This is a genomic window from Flavipsychrobacter stenotrophus, from assembly GCF_002954265.1.
Lineage (GTDB): Bacteria > Bacteroidota > Bacteroidia > Chitinophagales > Chitinophagaceae > Flavipsychrobacter > Flavipsychrobacter stenotrophus.
In genome coordinates, this window is the sequence record NZ_PPSL01000003.1 from 991,756 (window position 1) to 1,008,017 (window position 16,262).

General features: G+C 43.2%; 12 protein-coding genes. 10 read left to right on the forward strand and 2 right to left on the reverse strand.

All coding sequences use genetic code 11. The features are described from left to right. The first annotated feature begins 77 nt into the window (after positions 1-77). Together dnaK and CJD36_RS14195 are read left to right on the forward strand one after the other, a co-directional pair. Positions 78-1,967 (forward strand): molecular chaperone DnaK, encoded by a 1,890-nt coding sequence (gene dnaK / locus CJD36_RS14190; RefSeq protein ID WP_105039841.1) that lies wholly within the window; start codon positions 78-80, stop codon positions 1,965-1,967. A gap of 102 nt (positions 1,968-2,069) precedes the next feature. Beyond that, the gene (locus CJD36_RS14195; RefSeq protein WP_105039842.1) at positions 2,070-2,651 is read left to right on the forward strand and encodes a Uma2 family endonuclease; all 582 of its coding nucleotides are present in this window, start codon (positions 2,070-2,072) and stop codon (positions 2,649-2,651) included. Between the two features lie 78 nt (positions 2,652-2,729). On the opposite strand, the gene CJD36_RS14200 is transcribed toward CJD36_RS14195, so the two are convergent. Continuing rightward, a complete protein-coding gene (locus CJD36_RS14200) occupies positions 2,730-4,385 on the reverse strand; it encodes a T9SS type A sorting domain-containing protein (RefSeq protein ID WP_105039843.1) in 1,656 nt (551 codons plus the stop codon). 289 nt (positions 4,386-4,674) lie between these two features. On the opposite strand from CJD36_RS14200, the gene CJD36_RS14205 reads away from it, so the two are divergent. The 3 genes from CJD36_RS14205 (at position 4,675) to CJD36_RS14215 (ending at position 10,089) form a co-directional block, all read left to right on the forward strand. Beyond that, entirely contained in the window at positions 4,675-8,115 is a 3,441-nt protein-coding gene (locus tag CJD36_RS14205; RefSeq protein WP_105039844.1) for a pyruvate carboxylase, read from the forward strand. 124 nt (positions 8,116-8,239) lie between these two features. Beyond that, positions 8,240-9,256, forward strand: coding sequence for a tetratricopeptide repeat protein (locus tag CJD36_RS14210; RefSeq protein ID WP_105039845.1), 1,017 nt, complete (start codon positions 8,240-8,242; stop codon positions 9,254-9,256). Positions 9,257-9,552: 296 nt separating this feature from the next. Then, complete coding sequence (locus tag CJD36_RS14215) at positions 9,553-10,089, forward strand: hypothetical protein (protein ID WP_133162652.1); 537 nt, start codon at positions 9,553-9,555, stop codon at positions 10,087-10,089. Here CJD36_RS14215 and CJD36_RS14220 read toward each other — a convergent pair whose 3' ends face one another. Next, a complete protein-coding gene (locus CJD36_RS14220; RefSeq protein WP_105039847.1) occupies positions 10,090-11,316 on the reverse strand; it encodes a 4-hydroxy-3-methylbut-2-enyl diphosphate reductase in 1,227 nt (408 codons plus the stop codon). Between the two features lie 105 nt (positions 11,317-11,421). Here CJD36_RS14220 and CJD36_RS14225 point away from each other — a divergent pair, with 105 nt between their 5' ends. The 5 genes from CJD36_RS14225 to CJD36_RS14245 all read left to right on the forward strand — a co-directional run bounded on the left by CJD36_RS14225 (position 11,422) and on the right by CJD36_RS14245 (position 16,234). Further along, the gene (locus CJD36_RS14225) at positions 11,422-12,255 is read left to right on the forward strand and encodes a TraB/GumN family protein (RefSeq protein WP_105039848.1); all 834 of its coding nucleotides are present in this window, start codon (positions 11,422-11,424) and stop codon (positions 12,253-12,255) included. Between the two features lie 129 nt (positions 12,256-12,384). Further along, a complete protein-coding gene (locus CJD36_RS14230) occupies positions 12,385-13,812 on the forward strand; it encodes a T9SS type A sorting domain-containing protein (protein WP_105039849.1) in 1,428 nt (475 codons plus the stop codon). A gap of 73 nt (positions 13,813-13,885) precedes the next feature. Continuing rightward, positions 13,886-14,515, forward strand: a complete 630-nt coding sequence (locus CJD36_RS14235) for a Zn-dependent protease (RefSeq protein ID WP_105039850.1) — start codon at positions 13,886-13,888, stop codon at positions 14,513-14,515. Between the two features lie 80 nt (positions 14,516-14,595). Beyond that, positions 14,596-14,988 carry a 30S ribosome-binding factor RbfA gene (rbfA, locus tag CJD36_RS14240; protein ID WP_105039851.1) on the forward strand — a complete coding sequence of 131 codons (393 nt, stop codon included), beginning with the start codon at positions 14,596-14,598 and terminating at the stop codon, positions 14,986-14,988. After that, positions 14,981-16,234 (forward strand): FtsX-like permease family protein, encoded by a 1,254-nt coding sequence (locus CJD36_RS14245; RefSeq protein ID WP_133162653.1) that lies wholly within the window; start codon positions 14,981-14,983, stop codon positions 16,232-16,234. Before rbfA ends, CJD36_RS14245 begins: the two co-directional genes overlap by 8 nt. Positions 16,235-16,262 lie beyond the last annotated feature (28 nt).

The following is a 16,262-nucleotide window of genomic DNA, read 5'->3' on the forward strand; positions in this document are numbered from 1 at the left end:
TGTATGGCATATAGATTGCTAATAGAAAGGAAGAACATAAAGAAACAAACAATAAATAATAACAATAAGAACTGATTATGGGAAAAATTATCGGAATAGACTTAGGAACCACTAACTCGTGCGTATCTGTAATGGAAGGCAATGAGCCAGTGGTAATTGCAAACGACGAAGGTCGTCGTACCACGCCATCGGTAGTGGCGTTTTTGAAAAATGGCGAGCGTAAAGTAGGAGATCCTGCAAAGCGCCAGGCTATCACTAACCCAATCAACACAGTACAGTCCATCAAGCGTTTTATGGGCCGTCGTTTTGATGAGGTTACTAACGAAATGTCACACTTTACTTACAAGCTGGTAAAGGGCGATAACAATACTCCACGTGTGGATATTGACGGTCGTATGTACACTCCGCAGGAAGTATCAGCAATGATCCTTCAGAAAATGAAGAAGACTGCAGAAGATTTCCTGGGTCAGGAAGTTACAGAAGCGGTTATTACCGTTCCTGCATACTTTAACGATGCACAGCGCCAGGCTACTAAAGAAGCCGGTGAGATCGCTGGTCTTACAGTAAAGCGTATCATTAACGAACCTACTGCAGCAGCATTGGCTTATGGCCTTGACAAGCAGCACAAAGACAGCAAGATAGCTGTATTTGACCTTGGTGGTGGTACATTCGATGTATCAGTACTTGAATTGGGTGATGGCATCTTCGAAGTAAAATCAACTAACGGTGATACACACCTGGGTGGTGATGACTTTGATAAGGTGATCATGGACTGGTTGGCAGACGACTTCAAGAAAGAAGAAGCTATCGACCTGCGTAAAGATCCTATGGCTTGGCAGAGGCTGAAAGAAGCTTCAGAAAAAGCTAAGGTTGAATTGTCATCTTCTCAGGAGTCAGAAATCAATCTTCCTTATATTACTGCAGTGGATGGCGCACCTAAGCACCTTGTACGTAAGTTGTCAAGAGCTAAGTTCGAGCAACTTTCTGATGCATTGGTTGAGCGTACACTGGAGCCATGCCGCAAAGCATTGAAAGATGCAGGTATGACTACAAGCGACATCGACGAAGTTATATTGGTAGGTGGTTCTACACGTATCCCTAAAGTACAGGAAGTAGTTGAGAAGTTCTTTGGCAAGAAGCCACACAAGGGTGTTAACCCGGATGAAGTTGTAGCAATTGGTGCTGCAATTCAGGGTGGTGTATTGACAGGAGAAGTAAAGGATGTGTTGTTGCTTGACGTAACTCCACTTTCTTTGGGTATCGAAACAATGGGAGGTGTAATGACCCGTTTGATCGAATCTAACACTACTATCCCTACTAAGAAGAGCGAAGTATTCTCTACTGCAAGCGATAGCCAGCCAAGTGTTGAAATCAACGTATTGCAGGGTGAGCGCCCAATGGCAACAGACAACAAAAACCTTGGTCGTTTCATACTCGATGGTATACCACCTGCACCACGTGGAGTTCCACAGGTTGAAGTTGTGTTTGACATTGATGCTAACGGTATATTGCACGTAACTGCAAGAGACAAGGGCACCGGCAAACAGCAGAACATCCGTATTGAAGCGGGTAGCGGCTTGAGCAAGGAAGAAATAGAAAAAATGAAGAATGAAGCTAAGGCTAACGAAGAAGCGGACAAGATAGTTCGTGAGCGCGTTGAAAAGCTGAATAAGGCAGATAACCTGTTGTTCACTACTGAAAAGCAGTTGAAGGAATATGGTGACAAGATCCCTGCTGAAAAGAAATCAGTGATTGAAGCTGCTGCTGAAAAGCTGAAGGCTGCACATGCTGCACAGGACATAGCTGGTATTGATACTGCAGAAGCAGAATTGAATGCTGCATGGATGGCTGCAAGTGAAGAAATGTACAAGGGCACACAGGGTGCACCGGAAGGTGCTGCACAGGGACAACCTGCAGGTCATGAAGATGGCGGCGTATCTGATGCTGAGTACGAAGAAGTAAAGTAAGTTAACCTGTAGAAAGGTTAACTAGTTAATAAGTTTGAAAGGGCCACCGTTATCGGTGGCCCTTTTCAATTTTCATCCTTAAATTTGTAAAAATGTTACTTTATGCAACTGGCGGATCTTGATCTCAATAAACTATACACTTACGCAGATTACTACAAATGGAAGTTTGACGAAAGAGTGGAGCTAATTAAGGGAGTTGTATTTAAGATGAGTCCTGCACCATCATCTACGCATCAGCGTCTTGCATCCCGTTTGCATATAGCCATTGGTAATTATCTATCCGGTAAAACGTGCGAGGTGTTTTTTGCCCCCTTTGACGTGAGGTTGCCAAGGAAAACAAGTAAAGATGAGGACATCATTACTGTGCTGCAGCCAGATCTTTGTGTGATCTGTGATCCTTCAAAAATTGAAGAGAGAGGTTGTTTGGGTGCGCCTGATCTGGTTGTTGAGGTACTTTCACCGGGCAACAATAAGAAGGAGATCAGGAATAAGTTTGATGTTTATGAGGAGGCGGGAGTAAAAGAGTATTGGATCGTTGACCCTGTTTATCATACAGTACAAATAAACAAGCTGGAGGACGGAAAATACGTTCCAAAGCGCGCATTAGCTGTTGGTGATATTGCAACGACTGAAATTATGCCGGGATTTTCTCTGGATATTGAAGAGTTGTTTAAAGGATTGTAAGTATACAGTACTAGTAACGGTTATAAACAACGAGGGTGTGTCTGATCAGACACACCCTCGTTGTTTATGGGGGAAATTTTATTGCTTAATAAACGAGATTGAAGTTTGTGTTTGCTTGTTGGTATACTTCAGATAGTATACCCCAGCCGGCAAATTATTTACATCAAATGTATTGATAGCGTTAAGATCGCGACCGTGCATTACCAGTTGGCCCATTGTGTTGTAAATACTTACTGTTGCCGCACCATCGATAGTGCCCGATAAGTGCACAGTTATTTTGTCGTGACCAGGATTAGGAAATACGCTGATAGCATTGTCAATAGTCGGTGTATTTACGGAGACAGGTGCTATTGGGTTGAGGAACAAGTTCCATGCGGTGTCAGCCAGGTTATGAATGCCCGTCAGACTAAAGCCTGCATCTCCGCATGCGTTCAGCCCTTCGGGTGTAGATATCAGGCCCATTACTACTTTTTGAACGGCACCGGGAGAAAGAGTAAAATCGTTACTGGTAATTACAAAGCGTCGGTCGCCTGCAGTGTTTGTAGAGCTACATTCAGACCACTGTGTATTTACTGTTGGGTCGCCGGGGAACACGTAATCCGTTAGCGGGCCCGAACCATAACCAACAGTAGGAAGACCTGTTGTAGTAAAGTCATTCGAGAAATGAACTCCTGTTTTTATTTTAGAGCGGAGGTAGTTGTTGTATTCGGTATCAATGCCCGGGTTACCTACCGGCGAAAGGGTATCGTTGTTGAAGTAGGCAAAGCTACCGGCCGGTACATACGCGGGATATGCATCCCCCGGCAGAACGATCATGGTGACACCTGCTACCGGCATATTAGCACCGTATACTCCGTCTATTGCTGCACCATTGTACGTATAGCCCATTCGGTGGGCAGAATCGAATCCAATATAATCATCAGAATATGTGCCCAGGTCCATATCGGCAAACTGACCTATCCTGAAGTTAGTGTAGGTGTTGGGCGATTTGTTGATGATAGAGTATTCGTAAAGAATGATATTGTCTACCAGCGTTCCTCTTTTATATGCATAAGCCATAGTATGTATCTCTACACCAAGTGGCTTGCCTTTAGATTCAGTATGCGTTGGGCCATTATCGCTGAATACCCACCAAAGCGCCTGGTCGCCATTTATTTTGGGGTATTCACCTTGCAAGGGTTCATATATACCATTGCTGTTAAGGTCTACGAATGGGGCCATGTCTTGTGTAATGGTCAATGATGCGCCGGCGTTACCCTGCGCATAAGTATTGCCTTTACCCGGCCATCTGAGGATAGAAGGTGAAGTATTGAGAACTGTGTGTGTGGATAAACCAATGAATGTGTCTATAGTTGTTCTGTTGATCTTCCAGATCTTAGCCCAATCTGTTGATGTGGCATAAGTAAGTGTATCACTTGCATCGAGCGGGCCGGGCCAGTAATCATTGCCGTTCTGACGATACATCTGTGAGGAAATGTGTAACTGCGATCCTGCATCATAGCCCGACATCCATAGTGCGCCCGCAAAGCTGATATTTTTGGTAGATGTAGCAGGATAAAAGCACTGTGATGCCTGAGAAACAGGATCCCACCACATATCGCCATGTACCAATACTGAGGCTTTGATATTGTTGATGTTGACAAAGTCCATTGTGGAAAATGGTGTCTGAGCATCGGCCTGATAGGACATTACCCCGAGAGATAATGCTGCTGTTAATTGTAGTAGTCTCTTCATTTAATCTACTTTTAAGAATATAAATATATATTGCTGAAATTAATGATTTTAATTGTTAGTTATACAATATAGTGCTTTTTTATTAAATTCATGACTAGTAGATACACAAAGAGTAACCGGAAGGTGGGGCTGAGGAAAATGAAGAAGATAAATAGCATGCGCAGCGGCCTATAAACTTGTGTGAAATGTATGTTTATTATTATAATGATAATTTGATACAAAATACCTCGAAAACTAATGTTGGTAGGATTATATTTGTTGTATTATTCCACGCCACTCAAGAAACAATATGACCATAAAGAAATTACTGATTGCCAACAGAGGAGAAATTGCCATTCGTATTTCGCGTGCAGCTACAGAGTTGCATATACCTACGGTGGCCATTTTTACTTATGAAGATAGATATTCATTACATAGGTATAAAGCCGATGAGGCTTACCAGGTAGGTGCGGACACTGATCCGTTAAAGCCATACCTGGATATGGATGAGATCATACAGGTGGCGCTTGATTGCGGGGCAAACGCAATACATCCGGGTTATGGCTTTTTGTCTGAGAATGCAACTTTTGCCCGCAAATGCGGCGAAAAGGGTATCATCTTTATCGGTCCGCGCCCAGAGGCAATGGCGGCGCTTGGCGATAAGGTTACTGCAAAAGAAGTAGCTAAAAAGGCAGGTATACCACTTATAGAAAGTAATGTAGGCGAGCTGAACGATATAGAGACGGCACTCAGCGAAGCAAACCGTATAGGTTACCCGCTAATGCTGAAGGCAGCATCGGGCGGTGGTGGACGTGGCATGCGTGTAGTACGCAGCGATGAAGATCTGAATAAATCGTTCCCGGAAGCGCGTAGTGAAGCGAAGAATGCATTTGGTGATGATACTGTATTTCTTGAAAAATTTGTAGAACGCCCTAAACATATAGAGATACAGATAGCGGCTGATAGCTTTGGTAATATTGTCCATCTTTATGAGCGCGACTGCTCTGTGCAGCGCAGATTCCAAAAAGTGGTGGAAATGGCGCCATCGGCTACATTGAGCCAGGGTGCGCTTGACAAACTATACACTTATGCAGTGAATATTGCAAAGGCAGTAAACTATAACAATCTTGGTACCGTAGAATTTCTGGTAGATAGCAATGAAAATATCTACTTTATTGAAGTTAATCCGCGTATACAGGTGGAACATACTGTTACCGAAATGATTACCGGTGTTGACCTCATAAAGACGCAGATCTTTATCGCGTCGGGCCACAAACTATCTGATCCTGAGATAGGATTGGGCGACCAGAATAAGATACCTAAGATCGGTTTTGCCATACAGTGCCGTATTACAACTGAAGATCCAACCAATGACTTTAAGCCTGATTACGGGACATTGGTTACCTATCGTAATGCAACCGGTTTTGGTGTAAGGCTTGATGAGGGCAGCACCTATCCGGGTATGAAGATCAGTCCGTTCTTCGACTCTATGCTGGTGAAGGTGAGTACCTCCGGTAACACACTGAGAGATGCTACTTTAAAGATGCATAGAGCGCTGCGCGAATTCCGTATACGCGGTGTGAAGAACAATATTCCGTTTCTTGAAAATCTGATCACCAACGAAGGATTCATCTCGGGTAATGCAACGGTGAATTTCATACAGGAGCATCCGGAATTATTCAACATATCTGAGCGCCAGGATAGGGGTACCAGAATGTTGGGCTACCTGGCAGATGTGACAGTAAATGGTAACCCAGACGTAAAAGTAAAGGACGCTAACAAAGTATTTGAGAAGCCGATATTACCACCCGTTGATACCCATCAACCGTATCAAAAAGGTACCAAAGACCTGTTGACCGAACTTGGTCCGGATAAATTCAGCGAGTGGCTGAAGAACGAAAAGAAGATACATTATACCGATACTACCATGCGCGATGCGCACCAGAGCTTGCTGGCTACGCGTATGCGTAGCTGGGATATGCTTAAGGTGGCAAAGAGCTTTGCTATTGCATTCCCACAAACATTCAGTCTGGAGGTATGGGGAGGTGCTACTTTTGATGTGTGCATGCGCTTCCTGAATGAGGACCCATGGAAGAGACTGGAGGCAATACGTGCTGCTGCACCCAACATACTGTTGCAGATGCTTATACGCGGTTGTAATGGTGTCGGTTATGCAGCATATCCCGATAATCTGATAGAGAAATTTGTAGAAAAATCGTGGGAGAAGGGTGTAGATATTTTCCGCATATTTGATTCGCTTAACTGGATGCCGAATATAGCGCCATGCATAGAAATGGTACGTAAGCGTACAGGTGGATTGGCCGAAGGATCATTGTGTTATACAGGTGATATAATGGATCCTAAACGGACTAAATATACACTGGAATATTACCTGCGACTGGCTAAGGATCTGGAAAATGCGGGTGCGCATATACTGGCCATCAAAGACATGTCTGGCCTGTTGAAACCGTATGCTGCAAAGGAACTCATTGAAGGATTGAAAGATACTGTGAAGCTGCCCATACACCTGCATACGCATGATACATCGGCACTGCAACCTGCTACTTACCTGATGGCGGTAGAAGCTGGTGTAAACGTGATTGATTGCGCATTAGGTTCATTGTCGGGTCTGACATCGCAGCCTAATTTCAACTCTATTGTGGAGATGATGCGATTCCATGAGCGTGAGAATCCGTATGATGTTAAACTGCTCAACCAATTCAGTACGTATTGGGAAGCAGTACGCGGATACTATTATCCGTTTGAAAGCGGGCTGATGGCGAGCACTGCGGAGGTATTCCATCATGAGATACCAGGTGGCCAGTATAGTAACCTGAAACCGCAGGCAATAGCACTGGGTTTGGGCGATAAATTTGAGCAGATCAAAGATATGTATGCTACTGTCAATGACATGTTTGGAGACATAGTGAAGGTAACGCCGAGCTCAAAGGTAGTTGGCGATATGGCACAGTTCATGGTGGCTAACGGATTGAGTAAAGAAGATGTGATGGAAAAGGGCGAGAATATATCATTCCCCGAATCTGTACAGCAGTTCTTTATGGGTGAAATAGGCCAGCCTGAAGGTGGATTCCCTAAGCAGTTGCAGGATATCATTCTTAAGAACAGAACCCCATTTAATGACAGGCCTAACAAGCACTTACCGCCCATAGATTTTGATGTGGAGCTGGCTGCTTTCAAGGCCAAGTTTGGTGAAGATCTGAACCTGTGTGACTTCCTTTCTTACAAGTTCTATCCAAAGGTTTATGAGGATTACCTGAAGTTTGTACGCCTGTATGGAGATGTGTCTGTAGTTCCCACCAAATACTTCTTCTACGGTATGAAAGAAGGGCAGGATACGACAATTGAGATAGCTAAGGGTAAGACGTTGTTGATCCGCTTGCTGAGCATAGGTAACATTGATGAAAAGGGCAACAGAACTGTATTCTTTAAACTCAATGGCCAGACACGTAATATAGAAGTGCGTGACAGGGCTGTGAAAGTAGAGCACAAGGAAAACAAAAAGATAGATAAGGCCAATGATAAACAGATCGGTGCTCCGCTTCAAGGAATGCTGAGTAAGTTATTGGTTAAGAAAGATGACGTGGTGAAGAAGAACCAGCAGCTATTTATCATTGAAGCGATGAAGATGGAAACCATTATCACCTCTCCTGTTGATGGAATGATAAAGCATATAGAACTTACCGGAGGAACGTTGGTAAATACCAATGATCTGGTGGTGGAGCTGGGGTAGAAAGCTTTAAAGCATGTGAACAGCATATAGTTAAAACTATATGCTGTTTACATAGAAGTATGTACTAACACCCTGTTCCATTATTTAATCAATTTCACTTACTTCTATTTTCCTAACTATCTATATGAAGAATCTGCTTTGTTTTTTGGTTAGTTGCCTTATTTTTTCCGCGGTAAACGGTCAGTCGGCGAGAGATTATTATCGGCAGGGCAGGGAAAAGGACAGCGTTAATTCTCTGAAAGACGCTGTTACCCTTTATACCCTTGCGATTTCCGGCGATGAACAATATACTGAGGCATATATTGCACGTGGATATGCAAAATACCGGTTAGCAGACTATGAAGGAGCATTGGCTGATTTTACTATGGTCATTGCACTACAGCCTGATAATGGCTATGCCTACGCACTTCGTGGAATGTCGAAACTTAAGATGAACTATGGTGCAAACGCTATTCCCGATTTCAATAAAGCAATAGAGTTAGAACCTGATAATGTAAGTTATTACGGCATGAGAGGCAATGCCAGAGTATGGATCCGGGATTATGAAGCCGCAATCCCGGATATTAATATTGCTATTAAGGCTCACCCTGAACGCGCCGGAGGTTATATTGACAGGTCAATTGTCAGGCTAAGAATGGGCCAATTGAAGGAGGCTATGACCGACGCCAATAAATCACTGGAGATACAACCGGAAAATGCAAGAGGGTATAACAGTAGGGGTAATATATATGATTCGTTACAAAACTTTGACGCAGCAATAGAAGATTATACTCGTGCTATTGCAATAAGCCCGGATAGATACGAATTTTACTCCAACCGGGCTAACACACGCTCAAAAAATGAAGATTACACAGGAGCGTTAGAAGACTATTCTGAAGCGATAAGGCTCAGCCACAATAAAATAGCTGAGACATATTATAACAGGGGCCTTACCCAAATAACGCTTAAAGATTACAAAAAGGCCATTTCAGATTTTAATAGTGCAATAAACCTCTCGCCCAATGACGCAGGGAGTTATACTGGCAGAGGGTTGGCAAAAGTGATGCTAACAAGCACGGGCAATGGCTGCGAAGACTTGCAGAAAGGCAGGGAAATGGGTGACAGTGATGCTGAGGGGTATATAAAGGCATATTGCAAATAAACTAAATTGCAGTGCGCATTTTTTTATATAATACTAGTGCTTATGTTTTGTATTTTTGTTTGTTGTAGTTTTTTGCAATATGCGTAATATACCCACACTATTGTCTTACTCCGGGCAACGATGCCTTTTCTGAGCGTGGCTCAAGGGGCTGCCCGCGATTCAGCGAGGGCGTTCTGACAACTGGGCGCTGTTTTTGAAGGAGATATAGTTACCTCTTCCGTATTGCGGGGATTTTCAATGGACCTTACAGATATATTTTTGGAGGTCTAAATTTATACGAATCATAACTAATAGAATTGGACAGAACAACTTTGATATTTGTGGGTTTAATTATGATGGTGTGCATTATTTCGAAAGACGCAAATGGGCAAGCTCCTAAGCATTCCATCAAGGCCACAACTGCAGCACAATTAGATTCCACTTTCTATAGTGTGCCCGATTTTTATTCAGCCTCGCCACGTTTCAGCAGGGATACCATGTTTATATTCAGGTGCTACGATAAGCACGACAGCCTGATAAAATATGTAAATGATTATGAGCAGGTGCGTTACTATTCAGAATTTAAAGAATACACTGATTCCTTTCATACCTATAAGGACACTAATGGCGTTAAGCAATTCTTGCCTGTCAGTACCATCGTACGCAGGTATGACAGGGTAGCAAGGGACAAATGGATGTGCATACAGTACCCCGGCAATAAGTACACTGAATTAAGAGCCAACCAGACGGAAGACGCCGGGAGCACAATGATCTTTATTGACAAGACCGGTGATGGTGTAGCTGATTGGGTAAGAGTATTCAACTATTATAAAACTACCGAAGTCGGTCATTGATCAAGACCACTCTGCAATAAGCTTGTCTGTATTAACTATGTTGCCGGTAATGTTTGCAAGCTTTGCAATAACACGTTCTACAAGCGCATCGGGGCAAGACGCGCCCGAGGTGATCATAACTTTTATTGGCGTAAAGACAGGAAGGTACCCTTGTGTGGTTTCCTCCTGATGAGTGTGCATATTATAGTGTCTGATCTCGTTTGCTGAAACAATGCAATGTTCGTCGCTGATATAATAAGTAGGCAGTTTTAGTTCGCAAAGCTCCACAAGGTGAGATGTGTTTGAGCTGTTGTATCCTCCAATAACAAAGGCAAAATCAGCATCTGTTTCCAGCATTCCTGCCACAGCGCTTTGGTTGTCGTTGGTGGCATAGCAAAGCGTATCACGTGTGTCCGCAACGCGCTCACTTGCTTTGTTTGACGGTGTGCCAAAATGGTCGAGCGTAGCCTCACGCAGATAGTCGGCAATAGCCTGTGTTTCACTAGCCAGCATGGTTGTCTGGTTCACCACACCAATACGTTCTAAATCTTTAGTAACATCAAATCCTTCGGAAAACTGCCCCTTAAAATCTTCGTAAAATTGATCAGCAGGGAGTGATCGTGAAATATACTGGCCGAGTAATTCTGCCTGGCTCATATCTTTCACCACTATAGTAGGCGTGTGTGCTTTACTGTGGGAGAAAGTAGCCCTTGTTTCTTCATGTCCCGGTTTGCCGTGAACAATGATAGTATAGCCATCATCGCCAATTTTTCCTGCACGATTCCAGACCTTTTCTACAAATGGGCAAGTTGTTTCGTACAGGGTAGGGTTGATGCCTCTTTCGCGAAGTATCTGTTCGGTTTCCAGCGTAGTGCCAAATGCTGGAATAATAACGACATCTTCAGGTGTCAATTCATCCCAGCTCATAAGCATTTTGCCTTTGGTATCCATGATGAATTGTATGCCCAAGGCCTGCAGGTCTGCATTTACGCCGGGGTTATGGATCATTTCACTCAGCAGGAAAATACGCTTACCCGGATTTTCTTCAACAGCCCGGAATGCGATCTCGATGGCATTTTCCACACCGTAGCAAAAGCCGAAATGACGAGCCATGACTATATGCAAAGAACCTAACTCCAGAACCGTTGGGGTGAAGTCTTTTTTCATCTTATCATCAGCTTTTCTTTTCTGCTTTATAGCTGTTACCAGCGGGCTGCGGTAGTGTACCGGTACATTGAATGATTTCATCTGATAGCAAATTTATGAAATGCCTTGTTAATGAAAGAATAAGGATAGGCGTAAAATTACAGGTTGTCTGAATGAATAAATGGCTGTAAACGCTATCTTTATAAAATGAGGAAGATCCTTTTGCTGGCGTTTGCTATAATATTTGTTCATATTCATTGTGGTGCCCAAAATGGCCCTAATGAGCAATCGCTTTTATGGCGAATAAGTGGTAATGGGCTGGCAAAACCATCTTATCTTTTTGGCACTATTCACCTGATCTGTCCTGAAGATTATTTGTGGACCGACAAGATGAAGCAAAGCCTGTCGGCGTGCGAAAAGGTTTGTTTTGAGATGGACCTGGACGATACTAAGTTGATGATGTCTGCCAGTAATGGTTTTATTGCCACTGATGGGCGGAAGCTTAAGGACTATTATACACCGGAGCAGTACCAGCAGCTGAAAAAATTTATGAAAGACTCGGTAGGTATGGATATTGGGATGTTACAGCAAATGAAACCCATAGCGCTGGAAAGTATCATTAGTATGAAAACTACCCGTTGCACGAATCCCGTGTCCTATGAAGAAACGATCATGAAGATTGCGAAGGCCTCCGAAAAGGAAGTTTTAGGCCTTGAAGATCCATCGGAGCAAATAGGGGCATTGGACAGTATGTCGTCTGATAGTGTGGCAAAAGAGGTTTTTGAAGGCGTGAGGGATTTTACAAAAAATAAGAAAGAGTATAATGACATGGTTATGGCCTACAAAAAGCAGCAATTGACTGTGCTTTACGATAAGATTACAACCGTTAAAGGCCAGGGAGATGACATGCGTGTATTGCTGGATGACAGAAATAAAAGGTGGATAGACCGAATGAGAATTAAGATGACTAAAAACTCAATCTTCTTTGCCGTAGGTGCAGGGCATCTTCCCGGCAAAACCGGGGTGGTCAATTTGCTGTGAAGTGCAGGGTATAAAGTGGAGGCCGTTTTGTAAACTGCTTAGTAATAGCGAAAATTATAGAATAAAAAAATAGAATTGTTTTTGATGTTTATATAGTTTTTTAAGTATTTTTAGTAAAACAACTATAAAATGAAAAAACTAACTACTCTATTATCATTATTTCTGCTGATCGGGTCATTCAGCGCTAAAGCCCAGATATTCTGGGTGGAGAACTTTGAAAGCGGCTCAACAGCAGGTGCGCTGATCACTTCTTATGGTGGCTGGACATTAAGCGTTACGGGAACTGAAGGAGCCGACCCCAATGTCTTTTATGTAAGCTGTGCGGAAAATGGACATACTGCAGGCGCATGCGGCACGGCCTGTGCTACAGGAGCAACAGTTACCGGAGCCTCGCTTCATATTGGAGCTAATCCGTCTTCAATTACAGGTGGCGATAATGGAGCCACTTATGATGCTGGTGGTCTTTGCGGAATTATTGCTTGTCCGCAAACTGATCGCCGGGCTGAATCTCCAACAATAAATTGCACCGGTAAAATTAATATCAATCTTGCATTCAATTATATTGAAAATGGACAAGGTACTTCAGACGATGCAAGCGTATATTATTCTGCTGACGGTGGTACTACATGGAGCCTCTTGGTAAATACCCCTAAAACGCCGGTATCGGCAGCTTGCGGAGGACAAGGGTTGTGGACACATTATTCTATTGCCTTGCCGACCAGCGCAAATAATAACCCTAATGTCAAAATTGGTTTCCGTTGGGTAAACAATGATGATGGTACCGGTACAGACCCCTCATTTGCAGTTGATAGTGTTAATTTGTCTACGCCGTCAACTACTACCGGTGTAAATGCGTCGTTCACAAAAAGTGCAACTACTATTTGTGAAGACAGTTGCATCACATTTACCAGCACATCTACAGGTACTATAGATAGTATCCGCTGGATAGTTCCGGGTGCAAGTATTTCAACGTCCACTATTTCTCCATTTACTACTTGCTTTCCTGCTTCGGGTACATCAAGTATAGCTTTACTTGTTTATGGTGCCCTCAGTTTCGACTCTGCAATGGCTACCATTACCGTTAATCCTGCTCCGCATCCTGTAATTACTGCAACCGGGCATACTTTAACTGTAAGCGGAACCTATACTACCTACCAATGGACAAAAAATGATACTGCGATTGTTGGTGCAACAAACAATACTTATACTTACACAGGTACAGGTAGTTTCCAGGTAATAGTAGATTCGGGTGGCTGTAAGGGTGCATCAAATGCTATTGTGCATACTTTAGGTGTGGTAGAGATTGCTTCGACAGATACCCGTTATGCGGTATCTCAATCGGGTAATGACGCCTTTACCTTATATGCATCACAGATACTAAATGCCAATCTTGATGTCCGTGTCTATGATGCTACGGGCCGTCTGCTTCTACAGGAAAACTGGGCAGGGGGATCGGACAGGAAGCAATTTAACGCACCAGGTCTGACATCTGGAATATATATTATAAGGGTAGGCAATGCTGATGGCTCTGCCGTATTGAAGTGGCTGAAACAATAAAATTAACTCCCATTTAAGCAGATGTGCCACACTTCAAAAGTGTGGCACATCTGTTTTTGCATAACATTGTTGAATGAAAAAGGTTGTTTGGGGTATATTGTTATTTCTGATCTGTCTATGCGCTTATTATTTATATAAGCCTCTAAAACAAATCGTCAATATTTACACCGGGAACTACAGTCTATGTTTACAGCCATTTGACGATCTGCCGCCCGGTCAGGCGATGCGGATATACAATAAAATAAAAATGGATATTCCTGATCTGCGGATAGCAAGTTCCCTGCCATTACCAGCTAATGCATGGATTAAAACCAGAGGACGGTACAAGGCCGATACAATTATATACTGGCTAAGGCAGCGCTCTGCAGATACTATATTATATATAGGGATAACATCTAAAGATATAAGTACTACAAAGGGTAAGGTGGCAGATTGGGGTATTATGGGTTTGGGTTTCCAACCTGGTAATGGTTGTGTGGTTTCGACGTTTCGCCTGAATAAAACAAAAGAAGATGAGCAGCTTTACAAGCTTTGTCTGCACGAACTTGGGCACAACATGGGGTTGCCGCATTGTCCCCAAAAATATTGCTATATGCGCGATGCCGAAGGTGGTAATCACAAAGACGATGAAAACGGATTCTGCCAGAGTTGCGCTAAAGTACTGGAACATAGGGGGCTACATTTTGTGCCGGTTGATAAATAAATTATAAAGTAGTAGGATTTTAGCCTCATTTGCGTTCATTCAGACCCATACCGCTGCTTTATTATTATCTTTGACATGTTATGGAAGAAAATAAAAGGCAAAAACAGGTTGGGCAACTGATCGCAGAAGAAATGAGTGATATCTTTCAGAAGGAAGGAATAAACATAATAGAGGGTGGTATGGTGTCTATCTCCAAGGTGATGGTGACGCCGGATCTGCTGGAAGCACGAGTGTACCTCAGCTTTTTCAAGATCAAAAATGCTACTGACCTGCTGCATAAAATAACAGATAGAACTGGGGAATGGCGCAAAGCATTAGGATCGAGGGTGAAGAACCAATTGCGTAGAATTCCTAATCTTACATTTTATGAAGATGATACGCTTGACCACGTTGAAAAGATGAATGACATTTTCAAAAAAATAGAAGAGGAGCGTATATCGCGGGAAGCCTTGAAAGAAAATACAGGTGAATAGATCCATGATATGGACGATTGCTGCCCGATACTTTCGTGGCAAGGGCACTGCTAATGCGGTGCCTTTGCTTTCGCGTATCAGCATGGCTGCAATTGCAGTATGCAGCGCTGCAATGATCGTAGTGTTCTCAGTATTCAATGGCTTTGACGCTTTTGTAAAAGATAATCATAAAGCCTTTTGTCCCGACATCAAAATATCAATAGTAAGAGGTAAATTCTTTCCTGCTTCTGCAATAGGGCTTGATGAAATAAAGAAGATCAACGGAGTACTGTTTGTATCTCCCGTTATTGAAGATAATGCACTGGCAGGCGATGGCGATGAAATGACCGGCAGTTCTAAACAGCAGAAAGTAGTGATAGTAAAGGGGGTAGAGAACAGCTATTTTAAAGTAAACCGGCTTGGTGATTATATTATAGAGGGTGTGGATAGTGTTTCGGGTGGAGCGATGAACACGGCTATATTGGGTGTAAGTGTTGCTGATGCGTTGCGCTCGGGAGTGGAGAATTCATTTAATTATGTGCAGCTATACTACGCCAATCCTGAAATAGCTAACCCGGAAACCGATCCGCTCAACGCATTACAATCGCTGAAAGTGCATCCTGCAGGCATATTTAATGTGGATGAAGAATTTGACGATAAGTATGTTATAGCACCTCTGGCACAGGTGCAGGAGTTGCTGCATGCACAAGGTAAATACTCATCAATAGAAATAAAGGCAGATTCTACAAAGATCGGTGACATAAAAAAAACGCTGCAACAGAAGCTGGGCAATACCTATAAAGTAGAAGATATAGCCGATCAGAATAAAAACCTATACGCCATGATGGGAGGTGAGAAGTGGATCATCTACATGATACTGCTTTTTGTACTGCTTATCGCTTCATTCAACATGGTAGGTGCCTTGTCTATGCTGGTAGTAGGTAAGCAAAAAGACATAGCTATATTACGGGCAATGGGCGCCACGCCCGGGTTAATAAGAACGGTGTTTTTACTTGAAGGGGTGTTGTGGTCGTCGGCAGGAGGAATAATAGGCATTGCCCTTGGGTGTACCGTATGTTTTCTGCAACAACACTTTGAACTAATAAAACTGAGAGGCAGTTTCCTTATGAGTGCCTTCCCGGTAAAGCTCGTATTCTCTGATTCTCTGCTGGTGATAGTTACTATAATGGGCATTGGATTCCTTGCGGCCTGGTATCCCGCGATCAGAGCCGGTAATTCTTCCAGCCTTAACCTGAAAAGCGATTAGTCGTTTTCCGCCTTCCCCTAATAATTCT